Source organism: Cobetia sp. PDI-23MA (assembly GCF_059507735.1).
Genome location: NZ_CM183352.1, coordinates 2,266,265 through 2,292,595, shown reverse-complemented (window position 1 = coordinate 2,292,595; position 26,331 = coordinate 2,266,265). Strand labels below are relative to the sequence as shown.

General features: G+C 62.3%; 21 protein-coding genes. 6 read left to right on the top strand and 15 right to left on the bottom strand.

Annotated elements, in window-relative coordinates; all coding sequences use genetic code 11:
* Nucleotides 1–290 precede the first annotated feature (290 nt).
* Together AC5WNJ_RS09740 and AC5WNJ_RS09735 are read right to left on the bottom strand one after the other, a co-directional pair.
* Nucleotides 291–1,856, bottom strand: coding sequence for an aldehyde dehydrogenase family protein (locus AC5WNJ_RS09740; RefSeq protein ID WP_254627176.1), 1,566 nt, complete (start codon nucleotides 1,854–1,856; stop codon nucleotides 291–293).
* Nucleotides 1,857–1,859: 3 nt separating this feature from the next.
* Nucleotides 1,860–2,780 carry an NAD(P)-dependent oxidoreductase gene (locus tag AC5WNJ_RS09735; RefSeq protein WP_175090393.1) on the bottom strand — a complete coding sequence of 307 codons (921 nt, stop codon included), beginning with the start codon at nucleotides 2,778–2,780 and terminating at the stop codon, nucleotides 1,860–1,862.
* A gap of 128 nt (nucleotides 2,781–2,908) precedes the next feature.
* On the opposite strand from AC5WNJ_RS09735, the gene AC5WNJ_RS09730 reads away from it, so the two are divergent.
* Nucleotides 2,909–3,829, top strand: coding sequence for a LysR family transcriptional regulator (locus tag AC5WNJ_RS09730; protein ID WP_175090392.1), 921 nt, complete (start codon nucleotides 2,909–2,911; stop codon nucleotides 3,827–3,829).
* Nucleotides 3,830–3,835: 6 nt separating this feature from the next.
* Here the strand turns inward: AC5WNJ_RS09730 and AC5WNJ_RS09725 are convergent, their stop codons facing one another.
* Nucleotides 3,836–4,759, bottom strand: coding sequence for a LysR family transcriptional regulator (locus tag AC5WNJ_RS09725; RefSeq protein ID WP_175090391.1), 924 nt, complete (start codon nucleotides 4,757–4,759; stop codon nucleotides 3,836–3,838).
* Between the two features lie 175 nt (nucleotides 4,760–4,934).
* Between AC5WNJ_RS09725 and AC5WNJ_RS09720 the strand changes: the two genes are divergently transcribed.
* The 4 genes from AC5WNJ_RS09720 (at nucleotide 4,935) to AC5WNJ_RS09705 (ending at nucleotide 9,190) form a co-directional block, all read left to right on the top strand.
* Complete coding sequence (locus tag AC5WNJ_RS09720; RefSeq protein ID WP_175090390.1) at nucleotides 4,935–5,576, top strand: glutathione S-transferase family protein; 642 nt, start codon at nucleotides 4,935–4,937, stop codon at nucleotides 5,574–5,576.
* A gap of 28 nt (nucleotides 5,577–5,604) precedes the next feature.
* Nucleotides 5,605–7,758, top strand: a complete 2,154-nt coding sequence (locus AC5WNJ_RS09715) for a 2Fe-2S iron-sulfur cluster-binding protein (protein WP_175090389.1) — start codon at nucleotides 5,605–5,607, stop codon at nucleotides 7,756–7,758.
* Between the two features lie 223 nt (nucleotides 7,759–7,981).
* Nucleotides 7,982–8,524: a DUF2628 domain-containing protein gene (locus AC5WNJ_RS09710; protein WP_175090388.1), complete on the top strand. Its 543-nt coding sequence runs from the start codon at nucleotides 7,982–7,984 to the stop codon at nucleotides 8,522–8,524.
* Between the two features lie 27 nt (nucleotides 8,525–8,551).
* Entirely contained in the window at nucleotides 8,552–9,190 is a 639-nt protein-coding gene (locus tag AC5WNJ_RS09705) for a DUF1294 domain-containing protein (protein ID WP_175090387.1), read from the top strand.
* 93 nt (nucleotides 9,191–9,283) lie between these two features.
* On the opposite strand, the gene AC5WNJ_RS09700 is transcribed toward AC5WNJ_RS09705, so the two are convergent.
* The 6 genes from AC5WNJ_RS09700 to AC5WNJ_RS09675 all read right to left on the bottom strand — a co-directional run bounded on the left by AC5WNJ_RS09700 (nucleotide 9,284) and on the right by AC5WNJ_RS09675 (nucleotide 15,178).
* Nucleotides 9,284–10,210, bottom strand: coding sequence for a 2OG-Fe(II) oxygenase family protein (locus tag AC5WNJ_RS09700; protein ID WP_217485933.1), 927 nt, complete (start codon nucleotides 10,208–10,210; stop codon nucleotides 9,284–9,286).
* A 198-nt stretch (nucleotides 10,211–10,408) separates the two neighbouring features.
* Nucleotides 10,409–12,103: an L-lactate permease gene (locus tag AC5WNJ_RS09695; RefSeq protein WP_175090386.1), complete on the bottom strand. Its 1,695-nt coding sequence runs from the start codon at nucleotides 12,101–12,103 to the stop codon at nucleotides 10,409–10,411.
* Between the two features lie 355 nt (nucleotides 12,104–12,458).
* The gene (locus AC5WNJ_RS09690; RefSeq protein ID WP_175090385.1) at nucleotides 12,459–13,163 is read right to left on the bottom strand and encodes a hypothetical protein; all 705 of its coding nucleotides are present in this window, start codon (nucleotides 13,161–13,163) and stop codon (nucleotides 12,459–12,461) included.
* A gap of 154 nt (nucleotides 13,164–13,317) precedes the next feature.
* A complete protein-coding gene (locus AC5WNJ_RS09685) occupies nucleotides 13,318–13,722 on the bottom strand; it encodes a YkvA family protein (RefSeq protein WP_175090384.1) in 405 nt (134 codons plus the stop codon).
* A 219-nt stretch (nucleotides 13,723–13,941) separates the two neighbouring features.
* Nucleotides 13,942–14,667, bottom strand: coding sequence for a pirin family protein (locus AC5WNJ_RS09680; protein ID WP_175090383.1), 726 nt, complete (start codon nucleotides 14,665–14,667; stop codon nucleotides 13,942–13,944).
* 49 nt (nucleotides 14,668–14,716) lie between these two features.
* The gene (locus AC5WNJ_RS09675) at nucleotides 14,717–15,178 is read right to left on the bottom strand and encodes a DoxX family protein (protein WP_175090382.1); all 462 of its coding nucleotides are present in this window, start codon (nucleotides 15,176–15,178) and stop codon (nucleotides 14,717–14,719) included.
* Between the two features lie 131 nt (nucleotides 15,179–15,309).
* Here AC5WNJ_RS09675 and AC5WNJ_RS09670 point away from each other — a divergent pair, with 131 nt between their 5' ends.
* Entirely contained in the window at nucleotides 15,310–16,251 is a 942-nt protein-coding gene (locus tag AC5WNJ_RS09670) for a LysR substrate-binding domain-containing protein (RefSeq protein ID WP_175090381.1), read from the top strand.
* 15 nt (nucleotides 16,252–16,266) lie between these two features.
* On the opposite strand, the gene tdh is transcribed toward AC5WNJ_RS09670, so the two are convergent.
* From tdh to AC5WNJ_RS09640, 6 genes are all read right to left on the bottom strand, one after another.
* Nucleotides 16,267–17,292 carry an L-threonine 3-dehydrogenase gene (gene tdh, locus AC5WNJ_RS09665; protein ID WP_175090380.1) on the bottom strand — a complete coding sequence of 342 codons (1,026 nt, stop codon included), beginning with the start codon at nucleotides 17,290–17,292 and terminating at the stop codon, nucleotides 16,267–16,269.
* Nucleotides 17,289–18,527: a glycine C-acetyltransferase gene (locus tag AC5WNJ_RS09660; protein ID WP_175090379.1), complete on the bottom strand. Its 1,239-nt coding sequence runs from the start codon at nucleotides 18,525–18,527 to the stop codon at nucleotides 17,289–17,291. Before AC5WNJ_RS09660 ends, tdh begins: the two co-directional genes overlap by 4 nt.
* Before the next feature lie 124 nt (nucleotides 18,528–18,651).
* A complete protein-coding gene (locus AC5WNJ_RS09655; RefSeq protein ID WP_176677302.1) occupies nucleotides 18,652–20,163 on the bottom strand; it encodes a Na+/H+ antiporter NhaC family protein in 1,512 nt (503 codons plus the stop codon).
* Nucleotides 20,164–20,597: 434 nt separating this feature from the next.
* Nucleotides 20,598–22,076 carry a BCCT family transporter gene (locus tag AC5WNJ_RS09650; protein ID WP_175090377.1) on the bottom strand — a complete coding sequence of 493 codons (1,479 nt, stop codon included), beginning with the start codon at nucleotides 22,074–22,076 and terminating at the stop codon, nucleotides 20,598–20,600.
* A gap of 280 nt (nucleotides 22,077–22,356) precedes the next feature.
* A complete protein-coding gene (locus tag AC5WNJ_RS09645) occupies nucleotides 22,357–24,054 on the bottom strand; it encodes a BCCT family transporter (protein WP_175090376.1) in 1,698 nt (565 codons plus the stop codon).
* Nucleotides 24,055–24,519: 465 nt separating this feature from the next.
* On the bottom strand, nucleotides 24,520–26,322 hold the full coding sequence (locus tag AC5WNJ_RS09640) for a BCCT family transporter (protein ID WP_282627926.1): 1,803 nt from the start codon (nucleotides 26,320–26,322) through the stop codon (nucleotides 24,520–24,522).
* Nucleotides 26,323–26,331 lie beyond the last annotated feature (9 nt).

The following is a 26,331-nucleotide window of genomic DNA, read 5'->3' as shown; positions in this document are numbered from 1 at the left end:
GAATGCCTTGTCTCGGGAGTACTGCTTGTCACGAGAGTACTGCTTGCCACGGGAGTACTGCTTGCCACTGGCCGCGATGCCGGGACTCAGAACTCGGAAGTCGGAAATCAGAAGTCGATGCTGGCGCAAGCCGTCAAACGCCGCAAGGCACCGTGGTGGGAAATCCACGGCGCCTTGCGGTGTCATGCGGGGAGGGAGCAAGGATGCAGGACTTTTCAAGGCCATGCATCCCGTCAACCACTGCGTGTCTTGAGTGCTGCCCAGCTGACAGGCAACACGACGCTATCTTGCTACTCTAGACTCGCCCCATAGCCGAAGCTGGCGGCGGGCTCGGCAGCCGTCTCGACCCACACGCTCTTCACTTCGCTGTATTCACGCAGCGCATCCAGCCCTGAGGAGCGGCCATAGCCACTCTCGCCGTAGCCGCCGAAGGGCGAGCTGACGTGAATGGTCTTGTAGCCATTGACCCAGAAGGTGCCGGCACGTACCTGGCGTGCCACGCGGTGGGCGCGGCCGACGTCGCGCGTCCAGACGGCGCCGGCCAGTCCGAAGCGACTGTCGTTGGCGATGCGGATGGCGTCGGCTTCCTCCTCGAACGGTATGGCCACCACGACCGGGCCGAAGATCTCTTCCTGTGCGCAGGCCATGGCGTTGTCGCCCAGCAGTACCGTCGGCGCGACATGATAGCCGCCGGTGTCCGGGATGGGGTCTGCTGAGCCATCGGCGAGACGCGCGCCGTCCTCGATGGCGCCGGCAAGCATCGACGTCACATGTTGGTATTGCTTGGCGTTGTTGATCGGGCCGATCTGGGTCGCCGGGTCCTGAGGATCACCGAGGGTGAATTGCGTGGCGGCCTCGGCCAGTGCAGTGGTGAACTTCTCGAAGATCGAGGCCTGTACCAGCAGGCGCGAACCCGACACGCAGCTTTGACCAGCGCCGGAGAAGATGGCCGCCTGGGCACCACGTAGTGCCACCTCGAGATCGGCATCCTCGAAGACGATGTTGGCCGACTTGCCGCCCAGCTCCAGCACGCTGGGAATGCAGCGCTGCGCCGCGGCGGTGGCGATGTGGCGGCCAGTCGCGGGCGAGCCGACGAACACCACCTTGCGGATGTCGCCCTCGGCGATGAAGGCCTGGCCAATGGTATGGCCGTAGCCTGCGATGATGTTGACCAGTCCGCGTGGCACGCCGGCGCGCTCGATCAACACACCGAGGGCCAGCGAGGACAGCGCCGTCAGCTCCGAGGGCTTGAGGATCACCGCATTGCCGGCGGTGATGGCCGGGGCTACCTGCCAGCCGGCGGTGAAGATGGGGGCATTCCATGGCGTGATCTGCAGCACGGTGCCCAGCGGCTCGTAGGTGACGTAGTTGAGGTGCGAGGTCGGGACCGGAATCACCTCGCCGTGCAGCTTATCTGCCCAGCCCGCGTAGTACTCGAACATCTCGGCGACCTTGGCCACCTCGACACGCGCATCGCGAATCGGCTTGTTGGCGCTCAGCGCCTCGAGTTCGGCCAGCGCCTCGGCCTGTTCGCGAATCAAGGTCCCTACCTGATAGATGACGCGCCCACGTGCCTGGGCGGTCATGGCGGCCCACTGCGGTTGTGCCTGGCGCGTGGCGGCGTTGGCGAGCGCGACCTGAGACGCATCGGCATCCGGGAAGGACAGCATCAGGCTGTCATCCTGGGCGTTGCGCACCTCGATGGGCTCACCCGTGCCGGTGATGAACTCACCACCGATCAGGCTGCTGATGACAAAGTTGTCGTCATGAGGCTGGCTGCCGTTCTGAAAATTCTGCATCAGCTCGGCGATGCGCTTAGCGATCGGGGAGGTCGGGGTCATGTTCTGGGTCAGCATGGCTTATTCTCCGTGGCCAAAGAGGGTCGGGTCAGTGCGTTGCACAATGGCGCAGAAGTCTTCGCTGTCATCCAGCGTCGCGCGGCTCTCATCCCAGAGCTGCGCGACGGTACTGGAGAGCGGAAGCGCCAGCCCCAGTTCTGCCGTCAGATCACTGGCCAGCCCGACATCCTTGCGCATCAGGCCCATGGTGAAGCCGGAATCATAGGCCTGGTTGATCACCCAGCTGGGGAACATGACCTGACTCGCGCCGCTGCGTCCCGAGCCCGCATTCACGCCTTCCAGCAATTTCTCCGGCGATACGCCTGCCTTGGCGGCCATGCTGACGGCCTCCGCCGTGCTGATCAGATGACAGGCCGCGAGCATGTTGTTGGCGATCTTGGCGACGTTGCCCGCACCACAGCTGCCAACGTGTACGCGGCTGCCGCTCATGGCTTCCAGTACCGGCATGGCGCGGGCCAGCACTTCCTCCTCGGCGCCGATCACCATCGACATGCTGCCACTCGCCGCGCCCTTGGGGCCGCCGGACACCGGGGCATCGATGAAGTCGATACCACGAGTCGCCAGCGCCGCCGCCACCCTGCGACTGGTCTCGGGAGTCGAGGTAGTGGTGTCGATCACGATCAGGCCGGGCTTGCCCAGCGTAAGGAGACGAGTGGCGTCTTGATCCTCTTCCTGTGCGCCTTCCTTGCCCAGACATAGCTGCTCTACCTGCTCTGCCTTGGGCAGCGAGAGGATTACGACGTCGATCCTGTCCAGCAGCTCTGCCAGTGAACTGACCGGTGTGACGCCTGCCGCAGCGGCCTTGTCACGCGCAGCCTGTGAGAGATCGAACCCGAAGACGGGGAAGTCATGGCGAGCAAGTGTGGCGGCCATGCCGCCACCCATGTTGCCCAGGCCGATGACACCGACGGTTGTTGTCATTGTGGTGTGCCTGTCGTGGTGAAAGGGGGAGTACTACCCGGTGACTCGAGTATGGACAGCGCTTCTGTGTTCCAGCAATAATCCCGAATTCACTATAATGTTGCCTTCAAGGCAATGCTGGAGGCGTGATGAGTCTGGTGCAGGAGCGGCGTATCCGTCACTTTCATGAGGCTGCAAGGCTTGGCAGTGTGCGTGCGGCGGCGGATTTCCTGAATGTGGCGCCGTCGGCGGTCAGTCGTCAGATTTCCCAGCTGGAGCATGAGCTGGGCATGCCGCTGCTGGAGCGTCATCGCCGCGGGGTCAAGCCCACCGAGGCCGGCGAGCGAGTGCTGGAGTATTACCGTGAGCGTCTGGCCCAGCAGGAGGTGTTGCTGGAGTCATTGCAGTCATTGAAGGGACTGCAGAGCGGCTCGCTGGTGCTGGCGATCGGTGAGGGGTTCATCGAGGGGCTGGCAGGGCCCTTGAGCCGTTTCTCCGCCCGCCATCCGGGCATCGAGCTCAAGGTGAATCTGTGCGGGACCAATGAAGTGATCCGTCAGGTCGTCGAGGACGAGGCGCATCTCGGACTTGTGTTCCATCCGACACGCGATCCCAAGATCCGCACGCATGCCTCGCGGCCGCAGCCGGTGTGTGCGGTGGTCAATCCCGAGCACCCTCTGGCACGTCAGACCCAGGATCCACGCAAGCCACTGACGCTGGCGGCGCTCGAGGGCCATGCCCTGGCGCTGCCGGAGGTGTCGTTCGGCATCCGTCAGATTGTCGCCCAGGCGGAGTATCAGGCCGGGGTGATGCTGAGCCCGACGCTCACCTGCAACGCGCTGGCGATGCTCAAGCAGTTCGCGCTGCAGGGCGGCGTGACCCTGCTGCCGGATTTCGTGGTGGCTGAGGAGGTCGATGCTGGACGGCTGTGCCGCATTCCGTTGCAGGAAGCTCAGTTCGTCACACCCCATGTGCAACTGATCAGCCGACTGGGTCGGCAACTGAGCGTCGGTGCCAATCGGCTGCTTGGTTTGCTGCGTGAGGACATGGCGGCCTTCAACCCGCCATAGGCAGGCTCAGTCGGTCAATCGCGCTGACGGTGAGGGATTCAGTACGGGATTGGCGCGCAGGCGCTCGGCGGCGAAATCCAGAAAGGTACGTACCTTGGCCACTGCGCCGCGTCCCTCGCTATGCAGCAGATGAATCGGCAGGGCAGGCGGTTCGAGTTCCTCCAGTACCGCCTGCAGACGACCGGCGACGAGATCCTCGCCGACCTGATACGAGAGCACGCGGGTAATGCCCCAGCCACTGCGGGCCGCCTCGATGCAGGCGGCGATACTGCTCATCGTCAGCCTCGGGCTGATGCGTATCGCATACTCGCCCTCACGACCGAAGCGCCATTCCTTGCCAGCGCCCAGATTGCTGGAGGCAATGATGCGCTGGGCGGCCAGGGCCTCCAGCGAATTCGGTATGCCTTCGCGGGCGAAATGCGCCGGTGAGCCACATACCACGCGTCGCACGCTGCCGACGCGCAATGCCGAGAGTCCCGAGGAGGGCAGTGAGCCGATCCGCACGGCGATATCGAAACCCTCCTCGATCATGTTGACCACGCGGTCCACCATCACCACCTCGGCTCGCATCTCGGGATAGCGCTCGAGATACTCCATCAGCAACGGCATCACGTGCAGGCGACCGAATTCGGTGGGACAGGTGATACGCAATACGCCAGTCGGGCGAGTCGCGGCGCCGCTGACACTGTCCTCGGCCGCCTGGAGTTCCGCCAGGATTCTGCGTGCATCCTCCAGATAGCGCTGCCCGATCTCGGTCAGACGCACGCGTCGCGTGCTACGCGTGAACAGTCGCGTCCCCAGGCGAGCTTCCAGGGCATTGATGCCGCGGGTCACCGAGGGGGCACTCATCCCCAGTGCGCGGCTGCCGGCCGCGAAGCCTCCCGCATCGGCCACGGCCACGAAGACCTCCAGTGTCTGCAGTCTATCCATTCTTCGCGCCTCGTTGGCATCGATTACTATCATTTCATGGAATGATGAATTGTATTGTTCGAGGATTCTAGCCTTGTGGTGATTGGATTACCGTGGGGAGGTCTGATAGGTCGTGGTGTTTCGACTGCATGAGACGATTCAGACCGTGTCTTTCCACTGCCCACGAAGGTGACCCATGAACTCGCTATTTCCTGCTGAAGCATCTCCCATTCGCCTGTTCCGCAATCCCAAGTCCGGCCACTGCCACCGCGTCGAGCTGCTGCTGGCACTGCTGGAGATTCCCTATGAGACGGTGGATCTCGACATGGCCAACGGCGCGCACAAGGCCCCCGAGTTTCTCAAGATCAGCCCGTTCGGGCAGGTGCCGGCCATCGAGGACAATGGGGTCTTCCTCAGCGATTCGAATGCCATCCTCGTCTATCTGACCCGGCGCTATGACGGCGAGCAGCGCTTCATGCCCACTGAGGCACTGGCCGTGGCTGAAGTGCAACGCTGGCTCTCGGTGGCGGCGGGTGAGATCGCTGCCGGGCCTTGCACCGCACGTCTGGTGACCGTGTTCGGTGCTCCCTTCGACCACGAACAGGCCATCGCTCGTGCACATGCCCTGTTCGCCGTGATGGAGTCCCATCTGGATCAGCGTCATTACCTGGTGGGAGAGCGCCTCAGCCTGGCCGATATCGCGGGTTACAGCTATATCGCCCATGCCCCTGAGGGAGGTGTCGGCCTGGGAGGTTATCCCAATATCCGTGGCTGGCTTGCGCGTATCGAAGGCGAGCCGGGTTTCGTCGGCATGGCCACGAGTCCTGTACTGGCCTGAGTCTCCACATCTTCGCGAGGGATTGACCATGAGTGAGCATCGGCAGGTCTTTCATGCAGGTGAGCAGCGTGTGCAGGCACGTGCAGGGGTACCAGAGCGCTATCTCGAGCAGGTCGCGCCCTACGTCCGCGAGCGGATGCCCGAGCAGCACGTCGCCTTCTTCGAAAGCCTGCCGGTGCTGTTCATGGGGGTGCCTGACGGCGATGGCTGGCCATGGGCCGTGGTGAGCTACGCGCCGCCCGGGCAGCTGTGTGACGCCACGTCCGCTGAGCTGCAGGTAAAGGTGCGTCCCGCATTGGAGAACTTGCTGGGACTGGACTTCACTCCCGGCACTAGAATCGGCGTGCTGGGGCTGGATCTTGCCAGTCGTCGACGCAATCGAATGAATGGCACCCTGCTTGCCCCGCAAGCGGTGGCGGGCAGGGTGCCGGATGGGCTGCGGATCGGGGTCGACCAGAGTTTTGGCAACTGTCCGCAATATATCCAGCAACGTGAGATCGACTGGGCGGGTGGACAGACGAAATCGCTGGTCAGTCGCGAGGTGTCACTCAATGATGAGACGACATGCCACGATGCAGCGGCGCGGGCCTTGCTGGCCCGGGCGGACACCTTCTTCATCGCCACTCGCGCAGGTGAGCTTGACGATTCTGCGCCCAACGGAGTGGATGTCTCGCATCGTGGCGGCAGACCCGGCTTTGTGCATTTGAATGCCGATGGCAGCCTGTCGTTTCCGGACTTTGCTGGCAATCGCTTCTTCAACACCCTGGGCAATATCGAGCTGGATGCGCGGGTCAGCCTGTTGATTCCTGACTTCATCACGGGCGAGGTGTTGTTGCTCAAGGGACATGCCCGGGTCGACTGGAATCCCCAGCGAGCAGCACTGGTCGAAGGGGCCGAGCGCATCGTGGATGTGGTGCCGGAGCAGATATTGCACGTCGAGCATGTCTTGCCCGCCCAGGGACGTCTGATCGAACTCTCACCGTCGCTTGAGCAGACCGGTGACTGGCCGGCCGCTGACGAGGCGCCCGCCCGCCTGCGCCGACTGCGCGTCATCGACAAGGTGCGCGAAAGCGAGTCGATCACCTCCTTCTATCTGGCACCGTTGTCGCAGGCGGAGCAGGAGTCCGCCGCGACACCGACACCTGCCTATCAGGCCGGCCAGTTTCTGACGCTGCGTCTGGCCTCCACGCCACGCAAGCCCTTGTCCATCGGCGAGATAGCGGTGATGCGCAGTTACAGTCTCTCCCGGGCCTGGCAGGAGGGGCAGAGTGCCTACCGCATCTCGGTACGCCGCGATCCCAAGGGGCTCGCCTCACGACTGCTGCATGATGAAATCGCGGTGGGAGATGAACTGGAAGCACTACCCCCGACAGGGGATTTCATCCTGCAGGACGCGACCGCACCTATCGTGCTGTTGTCATCCGGAGTCGGCATCACGCCGATGATCGCCATGCTGGAAGAGCTGATACACAAGGCAGAGGCGGGCGACCCTCCGCTCGGCGAGGTGCTCTTCCTGCATGCCGCGCGGGATGGGCAAGAGCTGGCATTTCTCGACACGCTCAAGCGCTGGTCGCGTGTGCATGCGTGGTTGCGGTTACATATCGCCCTGTCACGCCCGACCGAGGCGGACCTCGCAGCCGGACACCATCAATCGGTCGGCAGGCTGGAGCTGGCGAGTCTGGCGGCAAGCCTGCCAGAGCTTGCCGTGAGCCATGTCTACCTGTGTGGCTCGGAAGGCTTCATGCGCGCGCAATACGCCGCCCTGATGACACTGGGATTGCCGCGAGAGCAATTGCATCACGAATTCTTCGGCCTCGGCTCACTGGAGGAGGGCGAGGCAACTGCGGTTGCACTATCGGCAGACTTCCAGGCGAGCTTGCCGGAACATGCCCAAGTCACCTTCACGCCGCGCGGGGCACCCGGCCAGCCGCCGGATAGCGATGCGGACATCACACGTCAGTGGACGCCCGAACAGGGCAGCCTGCTGGAGCTAGCCGAGCAGTCAGGCGTGAATGCCATGTCCAGTTGTCGTTCCGGGCGCTGTGGTAGCTGTGCACTGCGACTCGTCGAGGGGCAGGTGCAGTATCCCGAGCCGCCACAGGCTGGCGTGGCTTCGGGGCAGGTGCTGATGTGCTGTGCCTACCCGGCGGGAGAGGCGCCTCTGGTCATCCAGACGCTGTGAGCTGTGTCGTCAGGCGCGAATGGCCCGCTGTGAATGACTGAGCTTGAATGACTGAGCTCGATGACTCGCGCGGCTGACAAGATTGAGGAGAATCAGTGAGATAGCGCCAGCGAGGTTCATGGTCCTGACAAGTGGGCAGCGGTATAGTGGACGATGTATGTCATTTGTTCCGCGCCCCTGGCGGCTCACGGCTGGCCCGGCGCCATAGACTAGGATCTCCTCGATGGCTTCATTTCGCATTCTGACGCATCCCCAGCACGGCACGCTCGCCGTCAAGATCGGCTGGTCCTGGCCGGCGTTCTTCTTCGGCATGTTCTGGGCGCTCTACAAGCGCATGTGGTTGCTGGCGGGCAGCCTGTTCGGCTTCATCGTGCTCAGCTCGGTCTTCATTCCGGCGACCATGGAAGGGCAGCTCATCTCCAATGTGCTGTTTCTGGGCCTGAATCTGACCATCAGCCTCAAGGGCAACCAGTGGTACGCGAGCCTGCTGGAAACCCAGGGCTATCGAGAGCAGGCTCAGGTCGAGGCGCGCAATTCCGATGATGCGCTGGCGGTGTATGCCAATGCGCAGGCGTCTCCCGCTGGCGATATCCGTGATCATGAACAAGGCGGCGCTCGCTCTCAGGATCAGGGAGTTTCCCAGGGGCAGCGCGACGTCGAGCGAGAGCATAAGGATGGCCGACATGATGGAGATGATGACGACCACGGTGAAGGTGGCGCCGGCGGCAAGGGGGGCGGCAATACCTCCGGTACCTTCATCGGCTAAGGGGCCAGACCAGGAAGAGAAGAGACGATGAACCTTCAAGGACGATTGACGCGTTGGAACGATGCCAAGGGCTTCGGCTTCATTACCCCGGCGTCGGGTGGCAAGGATGTCTTTGCCCACATCAGTGCATATAAGGGGCGTGGGCGACCCAAGGCCAGCGCGCAGGTGCATTATCAGTTGGGCATGGATGACAACAATCGTCCACGTGCCATTTGCTTTCGCACCCATGGGGCCGGAGCTTCCAGCACTTCAACCGGGGTGGGGCTTGCATGGTTGGTGGCGTTGGCCGTTGCGGTGGTGCTCGGTGCAGGATGGTGGCAGGAGCGTCTGCCATGGATATTGCCTGTAGCGTATCTGGGCATGAGCCTGGTGGCGTACATGGCGTATCGGGTAGATAAATTGGCCGCTGCTGAGAGTGAACAGAGAGTCCGCGAGGATACCCTGCACTTCATGGAGCTTGCGTGTGGCTGGCCGGGCGCGTTGATCGCCCAGCAGAGTCTGCGCCACAAGACGCGCAAGACAAGCTACCAGTTCGTGTTCTGGTGTGTGGTACTGCTCAATATCGCCGCCGTGAGCTGGCTGACGCTCTCGCCGGATGCCGCGTTCCTTCGTGATCTGCTCGGCTTTCCCGTCATGCCAGGCGAGGCCATGATCCGATGGTCATGAGCGGGTGATCGAGCGGCGTTTCGATCACATGACAACGACAAAGGGGGCCTATCAAAGGCCCCCTTTGTCGTTTTTGTTCGATAGCGATATCCATCAGAACGGAGCGTAATCATCCTGTTCAGCGCTCGAGGCGACCCAGCGATCCTCGGCAGGTATCGCCCGACGCTGGGCGCTCTGCGGCGGTATCTGGCCTCGTTCACCATACAGCCACAGCACGAGGTTGGAGCGCTGTCCGCTGGTGATCGGCTGCGGGGCATGCGGCACGTTACCGCGATGCAGCATGGCCGAGCCGGGCGTGAACGAGAAGCGCACCGCATCACCGCTGGCGGCATCGAGAACGTCCAGTTCAGAGCCCTCGAAGGGCTCGTCCGGCAGGTTCATGTTGATGTTGAGCGTCACGGATGAGGCATCGGTATGCGGTCGAATCGAGGCGTCCGTGGTGGGCTGATAGTGGATCGAGAAGCCGAAGGTCTGGCCATCGTAGCCCATGATCTCCGGGAACAGCATGCGGGAGATCGGGCGCATGTAGGTGTCGAGCAGCTGCTGGTAGAACGCCTGGAAATTCGGTGCCGCCAAGTAGCCCTGTGAGCGTTGGTCGAGCATCGCGCCGCGTCGATTGAGCACGATGCCATACGGCGGGCGTAGTGGAATGCCGGCGTCCCATGCCTGCTCCAGCAGGTTGCGCAGGTCAGCGATGCGTTCGGGATCGAAGAGCTGGAACTGATAGACGTCAGTGGCGACTTCGGTCATCAGCGCCTTGACGTCCGTCTCGCGCTCGGGATTCTCCCACGCCTGCTTGACGGCAGTGCGCAGCGCCTCGTCGATCAAGGTACTGTCGAGGATGGCGAGGTCGTCTTGCTCGACGGCTTCCCATTCACGCCAGGCGTCACTCAGCAGCTGACGGTGATCGTCCCAGAATTGCTGGACGGAGGGCGCGCGCCGCAGCATGGCCTCGCGGGAAGGCAATTCGAGCTCGCGGGCCTGTTGTAATCGGGTAGGGTGCAATACAGAGTGGGTCATGGGGTGTCTGCTCCAGAAACTTGCGGTATGAGGGTTGGCGTTTCGGTGATGTTGGGCAATTTATTACGCCGCACCCTGTTGATAAACAGCCCTCTGGAGTAAACACATTCAATATCTCGTTGATGATCTCCACACGACAGCAGGCCTGCACACAATGCGGGCCTGCTGTCGTCTGCCAGAGTAATACGCGGTGTGCTGTCAGCCCATCAAGCCGTCGATCACCCCCAGGCCGTGGAAGGCAATCATGCCGATGAGGCCAGCGAAGATCACGTAGTAGAGCGTCGGCAGGATCGTCTTGCGCAGCGTGACGCCTTCGCGACCCAGGAGGCCGACGGTTGCCGAGGCGGCGACCACGTTGTGGATGGCGATCATGTTGCCGGCAGCCGCGCCGACCGCCTGGAGGGCGACCATCATGGCGCTGGAGATGCCCAGGGCCTGGGCGACGTTGAACTGGAAATCGGCCAGCATCAGATTGGAGACGGTGTTGGAGCCTGCGATGAAGGCCCCGAGGGCACCGACACTCGGCGCGAACAGCGGGTAGATATCGCCCACGCCATCGGCGATGAACTGCGCCATCGCCACCGGCATCGACACCAGATCCGCCTCGTTGACGCCGGAATTGATCAGGATGCGCACCATCGGAATCGTGAACAGCAGCACGAAGCCTGCGCCGAGGATGGTGCGGCTGGATTCGCTGACGGCAGCACTGACATCGCGCATGCGCATGCGGTGCAGCACGATGGTCAGCAGTACCACCACCACTAGAATACCGCCGGGCAGGTACAGGGGCTGCAGACTGCCGGAGATGTCACCCTCCCCGAGAATGCCGCTCCAGCCGAAGCTCCAAGAGGTCAGTGCTTCCTTTATCGGTGCGATGACGCGCGACATCACCAGCAGCACCGCGAGCAGCACGTACGGCAGCCACCCCATGCCGACCGAGAGCGGCTTGCGGCCCTCGACGGGCACAAGTGTCATGTCCAGCTTGCCGATCCACTCCGCGGGCCAGCTGTCAGCGTTCGGGAAGTCCCAGGTCCGGCTGGGCAGCAGGAAGCCCTTGCGCGCCGCCGGTACCACGATGGCGAGCCCCACCATGGCGCCGATCATCGACGGGAACTCCGGCCCCAGCAATATGCCGGCCAGTACGTAAGGCACCACGAAGCAGACGCCGGCAAACAGCGCGAAGGGGGCGACTTCCAATCCTTCACGCCAGGAGCGATTGGCACCGAAGAACCGCACCATCACCGCAACCATGATCAACGGCATGCAGATGCCGATGATGCCGTGAGTGATGGCGACTTCAGACGTCACCAGCTGGAAGTAGGCATCCCAACTCGAGCCATTCGCGGCCAGTGTCTCGCTGATACCGGCCTTGTCGAGGCCACCGGAAACCCCGACCACAATGGGCGTGCCGACGGCGCCGAAGGAGACCGGTGTCGATTGCACCATCATGCCCACCACGACCGCCGCCAGGGCCGGGAAGCCCAGCGCCACCATCAAGGGAGCGGCGACGGCGGCGGGAGTGCCGAAGCCGGAGGCCCCCTCGATGAAGCAGCCGAACAGCCAGGCCACGATGATGGCCTGTACGCGGCGGTCCGGGCTGATGCCGGAGAAGCCGTTGCGTATTGCGGCAATGCCGCCGGAATGTTTGAGGGTGTTGAGCAGCAGCAGGGCGCCGAAGATGATCCACAGGATCGCGACCGTCAGTATCAGCCCCTGCAGGGACGAGGCCAGTACACGAGTGAAGGTCATGTCCCAGGCCAGCAGTGCGATCAATGCAGTGACCACGAAGACGATGGGCATGGCGAGGCGGGCGGCCATGCGAAAGCCGATCAACAGCACCCCGGCGAGCAGCAATGGCACAAAGGCCAATAGTGCCAATAGCGACTGATTCATGTGCAGCACTCTCCCTATGTTGCGTGGCGAACATCGTTTGGAAGTCTTTGTTGCTGGATGGGTGCGTTGTCATGTCGCACCTGACGCTAGCTCAAGGTAAGAGAGTCCATTTGTTTCTGCTACTTGAGGTCATCTGGTATTACCAGTGGCTCAACAAAATTTCCTGGTCATCAAGTCATTGAATCTGTTGATGAGTTTTTTAGTTTTGTCAGTGAAGACCTATGCAGAAAAGCTATCGAAGTTAGACTAATAGTCACTTACGACAACGCCTCGTCAGCATGGCTGGCGAGGCGTTGTCGTGATGTGACATATAGGAAGTCGAGTGTTGCCAGTGCGTGCTTGATCTGGCTCGCTGTCAGCTATCGCTGAGCACGACGGCAAGTTCTGGGCTCGGGCGGCTGGCGTTGACGAAGAAGTCATTCATCGTCAACAGCAGGTACTTCTTCATCATGTTCTGGGCCGGCAGGAAGATGCGATCGCCGAAGTCGAAGTTGCCTGCCTGGTGAGGCACGGAGTCCTGAACGGCGTAATCCTTGCTGTAAAGCAACTGCTCGTTCTTGTCGTAGAGACGATACTGGACATCGAAATCGGCAATGATATCGAAATCCTCGTTGGCGACGCCGAAGGTCAGCAGATTCTTGGTCAGGTTCTGGGCGATCAGGTAATCAAGATAGACAGGGCCACGATTCTCATGGGCCTGGATTTCCACCCGCAGGCGGTAGTCGCTGGCACGCGCATCATGGGTGATGCGCGAAGACGCGGGCAATTGCTCACGCAGCAATTGATCGAAGTGGGTCATCGCCGGTGAACAGATGCGCGACAGCTTGATGTTGCCCAGTGGTTGCATGGCCTGCTGGGCTGCGCCAGAAAACAGGTTGGCCTGTGGTTGGCTGTAATAGACGTCGGAATAGAACACCTTGTGCTGGTAGGCCTGCGCTTCCACTGGCGCGACCTTCGGGACATCGATCTGCGCGCGCGATGCGCAGCCGGCCAGCATCATGAGGGCGGTGCCCGCGACAGCGAGTTTCATCAATGGCTTGGGCATTCGAGTGACGGGCATATGACGAATTCTCGGGCGTGGCGAAGTTGTCGCTAACCGTAACATGCGCATGTCATGAGGCTAAACACGGGCCAGACAACGCCTTTCAACCTTTGTCAACTTTTGTTGAATAATGTTGCATTTGTCTATGTGAAGGCTCGCAAGAGGCGTCAGCTCAGTCGAACCAGCGCTTGAGCACCTTGTCCGCGCGTGCGCGATGTTCCGGCTTGATATGGGCCGCCACGATGGCTACCGCGCCCGCCATCAAGGTGATGTCATCGGTGTAACCCAGCAGGGGGGTGAAGTCCGGCAGGGCATCGATGGGGGAAATGAAGTAGCCCAGCGCGCCGTAGATGGTGGTTCTGGCCCAGACAGGGGTATCGGAATCCTGCGCCGCGAAATACATGCGCAGGGCGGGATTGAGTGCTGTCTGGCCGGCCTTGCGGGCGACCGACGAGACCTTGTGCCAGAAACCTTCCTCGCTGTACTCGGAGGCGTGGGCCGTGAGGGGCTGTGCATCCGGTGCCGGCAATCCGGGTGTCTCGGGTGGAGTGGACGTAATGGTCGTGTCCTTGCTCATTGGGTTTCCTCCGTCAGCTCACGAGGATGGCGATGACGGCCAGCCTCGCGCTTGATCGTATCATGACTCCCTATGACAGATGTCGCCCAGCCACGTTCCCTGCCAGGTGTTCTCCCATGCGGACATGCCATAACGACGCCTCCCCGCCGACAGTCATATGGGCGGGGAGGCGTCGTGGGTCTAGAGGACAATCATGGCCCGATGCCATCAAAGGCCGGCTCAAGCGGGCAGGTCGAACAGCAGCGCATGCAGACCTCGCGCCTCATCGAGAGTGGCCTCGGGTTCATGATCCAGCGTGACGGCATCCCCCGCGGACAGTGGCAGGCTCTGCTGACCCTTGCCCTTCAGTGTCGCCGACCCGTCGATGACGTGCAGATAGTAGCGGCGCTCGCTATCCAGCGGCAGTTCCAGTGCTGCGCGCTGCTCGTCATTCCCTTGCAGGCCGATGCGATACACCCGGGCATCCTGATTGATGGTCAGCATCCCAGGCGCGGCTTGCGCCGGTGGTGCGATCAGCAGGGTGAGACCGTCGCGGGCGACGAAGGGCTGCTGTTGATAGCGCGGCGGCAGCCCCTTGGCCTGTGGCGTGATCCAGATCTGCAGAAAGCGCAGCGGCTCGAGGGACGAGGCGTTGTACTCACTGTGTTCAATGCCCGTCCCGGCACTCATCAGCTGGACTTCGCCCGCCCCCAAGGTGTGCCGTGAGCCCATGCTGTCGCGATGCTCGATGTTGCCTGACAGCACATAGCTGATGATTTCCATGTCGCTGTGCGAGTGCGGATCGAAGCCCGCGCCCGGCGCCACGTGGTCATCGTTGATTACGCGCAATACGGAGACGCCCATGTGAGCCGGGTCGTAGTAGCTGGCGAAGGAGAAGCTGTGGCGGCTTTCCAGCCAGCCAAATCGAGCATGACCGCGTTCTGCCGCTGCTCGTAACGTGAACATGGCAACCTCCTCAGAGTGTCGTGGTGTCTGCCGGTAAGTGAAGCAGGCTTCAGTCTTCGCGCACAGCGTTGCTGCCCGGTTGCAGTATCCGGTCAAGGGACAGCTTGCCGCCGCCGGTGATCGCCAGGCTCGCCGCGATGGTCAGCAGTGCCAGTCCGTATTCGTAGCCGTTGTTGCTCATGAACAGGCCATTGCCGATATGCACGGTCAGGATGGCGACCAGCATGGTGAAGGCCAGCACGGCAGCCGCCGGACGTGTCAGCAGGCCGATCAGGATCGCCAGTCCGCCGAAGAACTCGCCGCTGCCGGACAGCAGCGCCATCAGATAGCCGGGTTCGATACCGATGGAGGCCATCCACTGACCGGTGCCTTCCAGACCGTAGCCGCCGAAGGCGCCGAACAGTTTCTGTGAACCGTGGGCCATGAAGATGATGCCGGTCGGGACACGCAGCACCAGGCTTGCGAGGCTGGAATCGGTGGTCATCAGGCGAGAGAGGGCAGACTTGAACATGTGTGGCTCCATTGATCAGGGGATATGAGGTTTTTCAGATCAGTGTGTTTGATCGATGGAGCTACTATAGAATGCGGCTTATCAAAAAAATAACGGAGGATTCTGGTCTAAATAATCAGAATTTTTGAACCATGGTCTCACCCATCACACTCGACGCCCTGCGCGTGCTGGATGCCATCGAGCGACGCGGCAGTTTCGCCGCGGCCGCCGAGACACTGCATCGCGTGCCCTCGGCGATTTCCTATTCGGTCCAGAAGCTGGAGGAAGAGCTGGGCGTGCCGCTGTTCGATCGCTCGCGTCGCAAGGCTGAGCTGACTGATGCGGGCCACCTGGTGCTGGCGCATGGGCGGCGCATTCTGCTGGCCACCGAGGAGATGACGGCGCTGGCGCGTCAGGCGGGAGCTGGCTGGGAGGTCGAGCTGCGTATCTGCGTCGATACCATTCTTGATCCGGAGGCGCTCTATCCGCTGTTGGAGGAATTCCAGGCCATCCAGCCGCGCACGCGGGTGGTGTTGAGCGAGGAGGTGATGGCGGGTGCCTGGGATGCGCTGCATGACAATCGCTGTGATCTGGTGATCGGCGTGCCCGGCGAGCCACCGGTGTCGGGGCTAGCGTGCCGGCGGTTCGGCGCAATAGAGCCTGTCTTCGTCGTGGCGTCAGATCATCCGCTGACCCGGCTGACGCAGCCGATTGCCATCGAGGCGCTGCAGGAGTATCCCACCGTGATCGTGGCGGACAGTTCGCGCAGCCTGCCCGGCCATTCTTCCGGTTTGCTGGATGGCCGCAGTCAGATCATTGTCAAGACCACGGCGCAGAAGATCGAGGTTCAGCGCAAGGGGCTGGGGGTCGGCTATCTGCCGCGGCATCGAATCCATCGCCAGTTGGAGGAGGGCAGTCTGGTCGTGCTTTCGCTGGAGACGCAGCGCGCGCCGCTCGATCTCTCGCTCGCGTGGCGCAGTGGTCGTCAGGGCAAGGCGCTCAAATGGTTCCTTGAGCGCCTTGCCGCCCCCGGCATGGGCGAGACCTTCGGACTGTTGCCGCGCGAGGCGACGACTGACTTGCGTGGAGACTGACACGAACAGACGCCCTCAGTCCCAGTCGAGCACTACCTTGCCCGACTGACCGGAGCCCATGATCTCGAAGCCCTGCTGGAAGTCTGCGACGCTCAGGCGATGGGTGATGATGGGCGAAAGATCCAGACCTGACTGGATCAGGCTGGCCATCTTGTACCAGGTCTCGAACATCTCGCGGCCATAGATGCCCTTGATGGTCAGCCCCTTGAAGATGACCTTGGTCCAGTCGATGGCCATCTCGCCGGGCGGAATGCCCAGCATGGCGATCTTGCCGCCATGATTGATGACATCGAGCATCTGCTCGACGGCGGAAGGCACGCCGGACATTTCCAGCACCACATCGAAGCCCTCATGCATGTCGAGCTCTGCCATCACCTCCTTCAGGGATTCGCGGCTGACATTGACGGTGCGGGTCGCGCCCATCCGCTCGGCGAGTGCCAGTCGATAGTCATTCACATCGGTGATCACCACGTGGCGAGCCCCGATATGGCGGATGACCGCCGCCGCCATGATGCCGATGGGCCCGGCACCGGTGATCAAGACGTCCTCGCCGACCACATCAAAGGCCAGTGCCGTATGCACGGCATTGCCGAAGGGATCGAAGATGGCTGCCAGGTCATCGCTGATTTCATCCGGCAACTTGAAGAGGTTGTAGGCGGGCAGGGCGAGGTATTCGGCGAAGGCGCCGGGGCGGTTGACGCCCACGCCCTCGGTATTGCGGCACAGATGACGACGCCCCGCGCGGCAGTTGCGGCAATGGCCGCAGGTGATGTGTCCTTCGCCCGAGACACGGTCGCCGATCTCATAGCCGCGCACCTCGCTGCCCAGTGCGACGATCTCCCCTGCATACTCATGACCGGTGACCATCGGCACCGGCACGGTCGCCTGCGACCACTCATCCCATTGATAGATGTGCATGTCCGTGCCGCAGATCGCGGTCTTGCGGATCTTGATCAGCACATCGTTGTGGCCGATTTCCGGCACGGCCGTCTCGGTCATCCAGATGCCGGGTTCGGCCTTGAGCTTGGCCAGCGCCTTCATGCATCACCTCCCGTCGTGGAGTCGATCACGCCCATCTCGCGGCCGATGCGCGTGAAGGCGGCAATGGCCGTCTCGATCTGCTCCGGGGTATGCGCCGCCGAGATCTGGGTGCGAATGCGCGCCTGTCCCTTGGGCACCACCGGATAGGAAAAGCCGATCACGTAGATACCGGCCTCCAGCAGGCGATTGGCGAAGTCGCCCGCCAGCCGTGCATCGCCGATCATCACCGGAATGATGGCGTGACCGGCACCCGCGAGGGTGAAGCCGGCCTCCTGCATGCCGCGACGGAAGCGTTCGACGTTCTCCCAAAGCTTCTGGCGCGCCTCGGCGCTGTCCTCGACCTTGTCCAGCGCCTTGAGGGTCGCCGCCACGATGGGCGGCGCCAGCGAATTGGAGAATAGATAAGGGCGCGAGCGCTGGCGCAGCCACTCGACGATGGGCCCGCGTGCGGCCGTCACGCCGCCCGAGGCCCCGCCCAGTGCCTTGCCGAAGGTGGTGGTGATGATGTCGATCTGGTCCATCACGTCATGGTATTCGTGGCTGCCACGCCCGTTGGCCCCTACGAAGCCGGTGGCGTGGGAGTCATCCACCATCACCAACGCATCGTAGCGTCTGGCGAGCTCGCAGATGCCCTTGAGATTGGCGATCACGCCATCCATCGAGAAGACACCGTCGGTGGCAATCAGCTTGAAGCGTGCGCCAGCGGCGTCCGCCTCCTTGAGGCGGGCCTCGAGTTCGCGCATGTCATTGTTGGCATAGCGATAGCGGCTGGCCTTGCACAGGCGCACGCCATCGATGATGGAGGCGTGATTGAGCGCATCGGAAATGATGGCGTCTTCAGGGCCGAAGAGTGTCTCGAACAGGCCACCATTGGCGTCGAAACATGAGGAATAGAGGATGGCATCGTCCATGCCGAGAAAGGCCGCGAGGCGCTTTTCCAACACGCGATGTTGATGGTGAGTACCGCAGATGAAACGCACGGAGGCCATGCCGAAGCCATCACGCTCCAGCGCCTGCTGCGCGGCCGCGATCAGCTCGGGGCTATCGGCCAGGCCCAGATAGTTGTTGGCACAGAAGTTGATCACCTCCGACCCTTGCCCCTCGCGTTCATCACCGCTCGCGACTCTGAGGCTGGCACGCTGGGGCGAGGTGATCTCGCGCTCCTGCTTGTAGAGACCTTCTTCTTGCAGTTCATTGATCTGACGGCTGAGGTGGTCGTGGAAACTGGCTGGCATGCGTCACTCCTGTCTGTCGTTGTCCTGTTCGTTTCCGATGGACGCTGAACGCCTGCGGGAAACGTGATGGCACAGGCTTTCAGCGTAGTCGGGGTCTGTCAGCGGCGTGGTGCGGATCGGGCGCTCAGCTGGCCGGGTGCTCCTTGAGTTCGTTGCCATCCTCGTCCTCAAAGGTCAGCCCCCAGCTGGTAATGGCAGCCAGCAGCATGATGGCCACGAGGAACCAGCCCTGGAAGACAAACGGGAAGACGGCGGTCGGCGAGACGGTGGGCAGCCAATCGTAGGTGCCCTGCATGGACTGGATTGTCGACCAGCCCAACAGCACCGGTGCCCCCCAAGGGAAGATGTAGCCCAGTGCGGAGGTCACGGCGTCCAGCATGTTGGCGCGGCGATAGCGATGGATGCGGTACCGGGTGCCCAGCGCACGCACGAAGGGCGCGGCCGCGATTTCGGCGGCGGTATTGATGGTGATGGCGCTGTTGAGCAGCGCCACGATCCCCCAGATGGCCAGCTCGGCGCGGCGCATGGATTGCTTGATCCAGCGCATCAGCAGGCGCGTGACATGCTCCATGGTGCCGCCGAGGGTCATCAGGTGGGCCGCACCGACGATCAGCAGGATCAGGATGCCCATGTTGACGTAACCTTCGACGCCGCGAACCAATGCGCCAGTCATGACGCCATCGGCCTCGGAATCGAAGGCGATGATCTGTGGCAGGCTGCCGGTGCCGGCGATCAGCATGACAGGAATGGCGAGCAGGATGCCCCAGGTCAGAGAGGTCAGCAGGTGCTGTCCACGCAGTGCCAGTATCAGTACCAGTGCAAAGGGCGCCAGCATGATCAGTCCCGCTGGATCGGCGGCCTCCTGCATCGATTGAACCGCCGCGGGGTCGGTGACTCCGCCTTGCTCGCTGCCGCCGAAGATCACGAACAACGCCAGCGCCGGCAAGGCTGCTGCAATCGAGTACTTGAAACGGCTTTTCACCACGCCGGGGACATCCGCGCCTTGGGTCGTGGCGGAGACGATGGTGGTGTCTGACACCGGGGCCAGGTTATCGCCGAAGATGGCACCGGACAGAATTGCGGCAAACAGCAGGGTGGGATCACCGCCCACCGCGATACCGGCCGGATACATCAGCGTGCAGAAGGCGACCGTGGTGCCGTAACCAGTACCGACAGCGGTCGAGAACACGGCTGCGAGCAGGAAGGTGAGCCCGACGAACCAGCCCCCGGTCATGTCCGAGATGCCGCCCAGCCAGACGAGCCCTTCGACCAGTCCCCCGACCTGCAGAACCTGAGCGAACATCCCGGCATAGAACCAGGCGACGATGGCGACCACCCCGATGGGCTGCGTCAGCCCATCGAACAGCCCGTTGGCATAGTCCTCCCAGCGACTGGTGCAGAAGAACAGACCGAGGGTCAGCCCGAACAGTGCCCCCATGACCAGGCCGATTTCAGAGGACAGCCCCAGCACGCTGGTCGTGATTGCCCAGACGACAAAGAAGATCAACGGGATGGCGGCGCCCCAGGCACCGAAGCGGAATGTCAGCGAAGGGGAGCCAGGCGCTACGTGTGATGCGTCATTGGGCGGGTGAGCAGCGTTCTGCTGCCCAGGACTCTGCTGTGAAGTCGGGGACATGTCATTACCTGTCTACGTCATTGTGATTGTTGGGTGACGACTTGAGGCAGTCGCTGGGCAAGACGATCTTCCGAATGGCAAGGCACTTGCTTCACCTTGCATCGGATTGCACTCGGCACATGCCAGAGCGCAATGGCGATGTCCGCATGGCCTTGTCAGCAATACAAACGCCAGCAAGGCTTGTGGATGTTTGATGTCTTTCCAGCATGAAGCGCTGAAAATCCAGCGTTCTGCCAGTCATTTCAGCCTATCAGTGTGTGCTGATGGACTGTCAATGCGGCGAAGGCGCAAGACGTGTCGTTCGTGGCGGGTAGCGAAAAAAGGTGTCCATCAGACGTGACACGGCCCTGCACCTCATTCGAGGGCAGGGCCGTTGTGTTGGGCAGACGGCATCGCACTAGTGTGCGCTGCGGATCACCTCACGCCATGGCGGTTCAGCGCTGAGCGAGTGTCGCCGGTGCCGGGATTGCCTGGGAGGCCCGATCACGTCGTACGCGGATCACGAAGGCGATCACCAGGGCGAAGATGCCGAAGGCGACGGGGATGGCGGCGACCGAGATCAGGCTCAGGAGGGTCTTGTAGACATCGCCGCCCAGCCAGCTGACCACGACGGCCAGGGCGGCCATGGCGATGATCCAGAAGGCGCGTGAGCGTTTGACGGTCAGCATCTCGCACACCAAGCCCGCGGAGTCGGCGCTGGTGATGAAGAACAGCAGGATGTTGAGCGTCAGTATCAGTGAGAGGATACCGGTGGTGTCGATGGTATCGATCAGCTTGAACACGTCATCGACGCCCAGGCTCAGACTGCCGAGACCGAACACCACGAACCACAGGCATGAGAACAGGGTCGGCACCAGCATCACGCCCAGTACCATGCCACGCAGGGTGCGGCCCTTGGAAATGCGGGCGATGAAGACGCCGGTGAAGATGAACCAGCCATACCAGGCCGCCTCGAAGGCATACAGCCAGTCAGCCAGCCATGTCTTGCGCTCCGGATCGCCCAGGCCGATATCGGTGGCCATTGCGGGGTACTTGAGCAGGTATTCCGGCACCAGACGCACGAAGGTGGAGAGGATGTCGCCGGGGACGGTCAGCACCAGTGCGCCGATCATCAGAATGATGGCGAATAGAGTGTTGTAGTTGCTCAGCCACTTGATGCCGCGCTTGAGGCCCGAGGCGGAGGAGACGATAGCGCACATGGCCAGTACACAGATGATCAGGGTCGGGCTGAACTCGATGCCGACCAGCTTGACCAGCCCCTGCTGGATCGGGGTGGTCGCGTAGGTGAAGGACAGCGACAGGCCGATGACGGTGGAAACGACGAGGCTGACAAGGTTGAGCTTGCTCCACAGGCCGTTGCCCAGCAGTTCTTCGGCGGGCTTGGCCATCTGCATGTTGTACATGGCGTGGGCGAATAGCGCGCCGATGGCCAAGTAGCCCGCCCAGGCGAGCAGGCCCCAGTGATTGAAGGCGTTGAGCAGCGCCATGTCGGTGCTCTGTCCGGCATCGGTATGATACTTGGGCTCCAGCACGCCCCATGTGAGCAGGCCGATACCCATGCCAGTGGCGAACAGCATGCCCATCCAGCTCAGGGTATGGAATTCCGGTTCGCCTTCGCCGAAGCGCAGTTTGCCCAGTGGGGTAAAGCAGACCGCGACCAGCAGCAGCGACACGGCAAAGGCCGGCCAGGTGAAGATGAAGCCGAAGTTGCCGATCACCGAGGTCTTGACGGCGTCCAGGGCCGCGAGAAATCCCGTCGGGAAGAGGGCGGCGGCGCCGATCAGCAGCGTGATGACCGCGACGGTGGCGATCGAGGTCAGGTACTTGCCCTTGGCGGAGTCTGTGTCCCCCAGGCCGCAGACGGAATCCGTGGTGGCCTCGGGCTGGCGGGAGGAGGAAGTGTCGGTCGTCATGAGAGCGCGATTCCTGAAGTTGTTGTTGTCGAACTGGCAAGCTGGCGGCAGCAATAAGTCGTCAAGCGAGGGCAGATAACGATGGCTGACTCCTGTGGGTGGCAAGGACCTCATAAGCCTATCCTGCCCTCTGGTGAATTTTTGTTTATTGACGACCAGTATTTTCCATAACACGACATTATGTGTTTCGTGCAACGCCTGACGTGAAAGACATGGCTCAAGACCCGCCGTTGCCTGCTGGCACGACGGACTCGGGTCGAGTGAGGGGCTTTGAGTGGGCTCAAGGGCCTGTGTGATGCTGTGCAGGTTTCCTGAACCTTTTCAGTGCGTTGCCGGATTCCTGATAGAGCGCCACCACAAGGCCCAGCGTCATTGCCACGATCACGAAGCTCATCGGCAGGGCGGCAGCCATCAGGATGGTCTGCAGCGCCTTGAGTCCGCCTGCCATCAGCAGCGTACCGGCCACCAGCCCGATGCAGATGCCCCAGAAGATACGGTGGTGCGCCAGCGGTTCTTCATCGCCCAACGACAGGATGGTCGTGACCACCAGAGTGCTGGAATCCGAGCTGGTCACGAACCAGCTGATCAGCAGGAAGATCAGCAGTGCCGAGAGAATGATGCCCAGCACGTCGTTGCCTGTCAGGGCATCGGCGGTGGCGAACAGCGCTTCGGGCAGGTTCCAGTTGCGTACCAGCGTCATCAGCTCACCGCTGCCGGCGCCCATGCTGGCCGTCAGCTCCTGATACAGGCCGGTACCGCCGAACAGCGCCTGCCAGATGAAGATGATCAGCGGCGGGGCGATCAGCACGCCCAGGATGAATTCCCGCAGGGTACGGCCCTTGGAGATGCGGGCGATGAACAGTCCGATGAAAGGCGCCCACGCCAGCCACCAGGCCCAGTAGAAGATGGTCCAGCCTTCCTGCCAGCTGCTCTCGCCCGGGGTCTCGGCGACCCACAGCCCCATCGGCACCACATCGCGCAGATAGGCCAGCAACGTCTCGCCGAACAGCGAGATCAGCCAAAGCGTCGGGCCACCGACCAGGAAGCTGCCGACCACGATGATCGACACGCCGATATTGAGCTCCGAGATGTAACGGATGCCGCGCTTGACCCCGGAGACCGCCGAGGCGATGGAGATCGCGCTGATCACGACGATCAATGCCAGCTGGGTGCCGATGCCGGCATCCAGGCCGGTGAGGCGATTGAGGCCCACCGCGATCTGGCTGACGCCCAGGCCCAGCGAGGTGGCGATACCGAACACGCAGCCCAGCACGCCCATGATATCGACGGCATGGCCGATCGGGCCGTAGATGCGATCACCGATCAGCGGATAGAGCGCTGAACGTAGCGCCAGCGGCAGTTTCTTGCGATAGGCGAAGTAGGCCAGTGTCATGCCGACCATGCCGTAGATCGCCCAGCCATGCAGCCCCCAGTGGAAGAAGGCCACCTTGAGCGCCTCGACGGCGCGGGCGTGGTCCATGGCGGTGGCACCGGCCAGATCCGCATGTGGGTTGTTGGGGTAGCCGAAGCCACCGGAGTTGTCGAAATAGAACATCGGCTCCGCGACACCGAAGAACAGCACGCCGATGCCGACTCCTGCCGACAGCAATATCGAGATCCAGGTGAAGCGCGAGAATTCCGGGGCACTATCCTTGGGGCCGAGGCGCAGGTTGCCCCAGGGCGAGCATACCAGTGCCAACGACAGGGCGATCATCGCGACCACCAGCACCAGGTAGTAGGTACCGAAGGTATGTTCGATCCAGCTGCGTGCGGCACCGAAGATGGCGGCCGCCCCATCGGGAGAGAGGCCGGCCCCGACGACGAATGCCAGCAACAGGCCGGCCGAGGTCAGGGTCATGCCCTTGTGCATGCCTTTGAGCGGGCCGCTGGTTTCCACATGGAGATGTGCCGTGAGGGCATTGTTCTGCGAAGGGGGTGGTGCGTGATCACCGAGCGGATCATGGTCTGTCGCTGCCATGAGAAGACTCCTGAATTGTTGTAGTTGTTGTGTGAGCTGTCGTTCTAATTGCTGTTTGAGCTGTCGCTCCTGCTGCGGCCTGAATGCCTTGAAGCCTTGAGAGCGAAAGCGGTACGGGCAAGGCCAGTGGCGAAAGTAGGGGGTGGTGTTCTCGATCAGGCCAATGCCGGGGATGGCCAATCACGAGAGTGCCAAGAGTGTCATGCGTGCCTAGCTGGGCACCTTTGCTGTCAGTGTCCTGTCAGCAACGCAACCGGCTGTCAGGCCGAGGGTTGCGCCTTCCAGACTAGTCAGGTGCGGTGTGTGGGCGTTGAAGAAAGGCGACGGCTATTTGCCGCAACACGACGTCAAGGGCATGCAAAAGATGCCAGAAATGACAATGCCCGCTCAGGTGTTGGCCTGAGCGGGCATTGGTGACTTGATGATGACAAATCACTACCAAAGAGTGTGACTCTTCTGCAGTCCTTAGCCCGCGTTGGTCTGGCTGACCGCTCGCGGCGTGGCTTGCGGGCCGCTCTTGGGCCGACGACGCGACTTGATTGCACTGCGTGATTCATCGACCAGCGCGACCAGCAGGCCAAGCGTCATGGCGAGGATCACGAAGCTGACCGGCAAGGCAGCAGCCATCAGGACCGTCTGCAGCGCCTTGAGCCCGCCTGCCATCAGCAGCACCGCCGCGACGGAGCCGATGCAGACACCCCAGAAGATGCGGTGACGCGGCAGCGGGTCTTCATCGCCCATCGACAGGATGGTGGTGATGACCAGGGTGCTGGAGTCGGAGCTGGTCACGAACCAGCTGATCAGCAGGAAGATCAGCAGTGACGTCAGCACGGTGCTGAGAATGCCATTGCTCACCAGCGCATCTGCGGTGGCGAACAGCGCCTCTGGCAGATTCCAGTCGCGAATCATGCCCATCAGCTGGCCGGTGCCCGGACCCATGGCTGCGTTCAGTTCCTGATGCAGGGCGGTGCCGCCGAACAGGGTCTGCCAGATGAAGATGATCAGCGGCGGGGCAATCAGCACGCCGAGGATGAATTCACGCAGGGTGCGGCCCTTGGAGATACGCGCGATGAACAGACCGATGAACGGAGCCCATGCCAGCCACCAGGCCCAGTAGAAGATGGTCCAGGCATCCTGCCAGTCGCGCTCGACCGGTGTGCTCGCGACCCACAGGCCCATGGGGATGACGTCACGCACGTAGGAAACGACCGTCTCGCCGAACATGCTGATCAGCCACAGGGTCGGGCCACCGATCAGAAAGCTGCCGACCACGATGACGGACACGCCGACATTCAGCTCGGAAATGATGCGGATACCCCGCTTGACGCCGGAGACCGCCGAGACGATGGAGATGACGCTGATGATCGCGATCAATACGACCTGGGTGCCGATACCCGAGTCGATACCGGTCAGGCGGTTGAGGCCGACGGCGATCTGACTGACGCCCAGCCCCAGCGAGGTGGCGATACCGAACACGCAGCCCAGCACGCCCATGATGTCGACGGCATGGCCGATGGGGCCGTAGATGCGCTCACCGATCAGCGGATAGAGCGCGGAGCGCAGTGCCAGCGGCAGATTGCGGCGATAGGCAAAGTAGGCCAGCGTCATGCCGACGATGACATAGACCGCCCAGCCGTGCAGCCCCCAGTGGAAGAAGGCTTGCTTGAGCGCGTCGACGGCGCGGGCGTGATCCATCGCCATATGGCCGGCGAGGTCAGCGTGCGGGTTGTTGGGATAGCCGAAGCCGCCGGAATTGTCGAAGTAGAGCATCGGCTCGGCGACGCCGAAGAACAGGATGCCGATCCCGACGCCTGCCGAGAGCAGCATCGAGACCCAGGTGAAGCGCGAGAATTCGGGGCGGCTATCCGGCGCGCCCAGGCGCAGCTTGCCCCAGGGGGAGAAGACGAGGGCAATGCACAGGCCGATCAGACCGACGATGGTCACCAGGTAATAGGTGCCGAAGGTGGATTCGATCCAGGCGCGCGCGGCGCCGAACAGGCTGGAGGACAGTTCGGGAGCCAGGCCGGTGGCGAGAACGAAAAGCAGCAGCAGGCCGGCGGAGGTCAGGGTCATGCCCTTGTGCATGCCCTTGAGCGGGCCGGAGGTCTCGACGCGCAGGCTCAGGTCCGGTGAATGGTAGCGCTGAGAACCGACGATTGCCGAGGCGCTGCCGCCAGAGGTGGTGTTGTTGGAGGTGGCGTTTTTGTTACTGGCGTTTTTGGTACTGGCAATGTCAGGTGAGGCGGGATCAGGCTGAGGTGGGGTCACGCAATATCT

Coding starts and splice junctions, on each gene's coding strand:
- AC5WNJ_RS09740 (WP_254627176.1), bottom strand. CDS start 1,856: ATGCTGACCCAGAACATGACCCCGACCTCCCCGATCGCTAAGCGCATC.
- AC5WNJ_RS09735 (WP_175090393.1), bottom strand. CDS start 2,780: ATGACAACAACCGTCGGTGTCATCGGCCTGGGCAACATGGGTGGCGGC.
- AC5WNJ_RS09730 (WP_175090392.1), top strand. CDS start 2,909: ATGAGTCTGGTGCAGGAGCGGCGTATCCGTCACTTTCATGAGGCTGCA.
- AC5WNJ_RS09725 (WP_175090391.1), bottom strand. CDS start 4,759: ATGGATAGACTGCAGACACTGGAGGTCTTCGTGGCCGTGGCCGATGCG.
- AC5WNJ_RS09720 (WP_175090390.1), top strand. CDS start 4,935: ATGAACTCGCTATTTCCTGCTGAAGCATCTCCCATTCGCCTGTTCCGC.
- AC5WNJ_RS09715 (WP_175090389.1), top strand. CDS start 5,605: ATGAGTGAGCATCGGCAGGTCTTTCATGCAGGTGAGCAGCGTGTGCAG.
- AC5WNJ_RS09710 (WP_175090388.1), top strand. CDS start 7,982: ATGGCTTCATTTCGCATTCTGACGCATCCCCAGCACGGCACGCTCGCC.
- AC5WNJ_RS09705 (WP_175090387.1), top strand. CDS start 8,552: ATGAACCTTCAAGGACGATTGACGCGTTGGAACGATGCCAAGGGCTTC.
- AC5WNJ_RS09700 (WP_217485933.1), bottom strand. CDS start 10,210: ATGACCCACTCTGTATTGCACCCTACCCGATTACAACAGGCCCGCGAG.
- AC5WNJ_RS09695 (WP_175090386.1), bottom strand. CDS start 12,103: ATGAATCAGTCGCTATTGGCACTATTGGCCTTTGTGCCATTGCTGCTC.
- AC5WNJ_RS09690 (WP_175090385.1), bottom strand. CDS start 13,163: ATGCCCGTCACTCGAATGCCCAAGCCATTGATGAAACTCGCTGTCGCG.
- AC5WNJ_RS09685 (WP_175090384.1), bottom strand. CDS start 13,722: ATGAGCAAGGACACGACCATTACGTCCACTCCACCCGAGACACCCGGA.
- AC5WNJ_RS09680 (WP_175090383.1), bottom strand. CDS start 14,667: ATGTTCACGTTACGAGCAGCGGCAGAACGCGGTCATGCTCGATTTGGC.
- AC5WNJ_RS09675 (WP_175090382.1), bottom strand. CDS start 15,178: ATGTTCAAGTCTGCCCTCTCTCGCCTGATGACCACCGATTCCAGCCTC.
- AC5WNJ_RS09670 (WP_175090381.1), top strand. CDS start 15,310: ATGGTCTCACCCATCACACTCGACGCCCTGCGCGTGCTGGATGCCATC.
- tdh (WP_175090380.1), bottom strand. CDS start 17,292: ATGAAGGCGCTGGCCAAGCTCAAGGCCGAACCCGGCATCTGGATGACC.
- AC5WNJ_RS09660 (WP_175090379.1), bottom strand. CDS start 18,527: ATGCCAGCCAGTTTCCACGACCACCTCAGCCGTCAGATCAATGAACTG.
- AC5WNJ_RS09655 (WP_176677302.1), bottom strand. CDS start 20,163: ATGTCCCCGACTTCACAGCAGAGTCCTGGGCAGCAGAACGCTGCTCAC.
- AC5WNJ_RS09650 (WP_175090377.1), bottom strand. CDS start 22,076: ATGACGACCGACACTTCCTCCTCCCGCCAGCCCGAGGCCACCACGGAT.
- AC5WNJ_RS09645 (WP_175090376.1), bottom strand. CDS start 24,054: ATGGCAGCGACAGACCATGATCCGCTCGGTGATCACGCACCACCCCCT.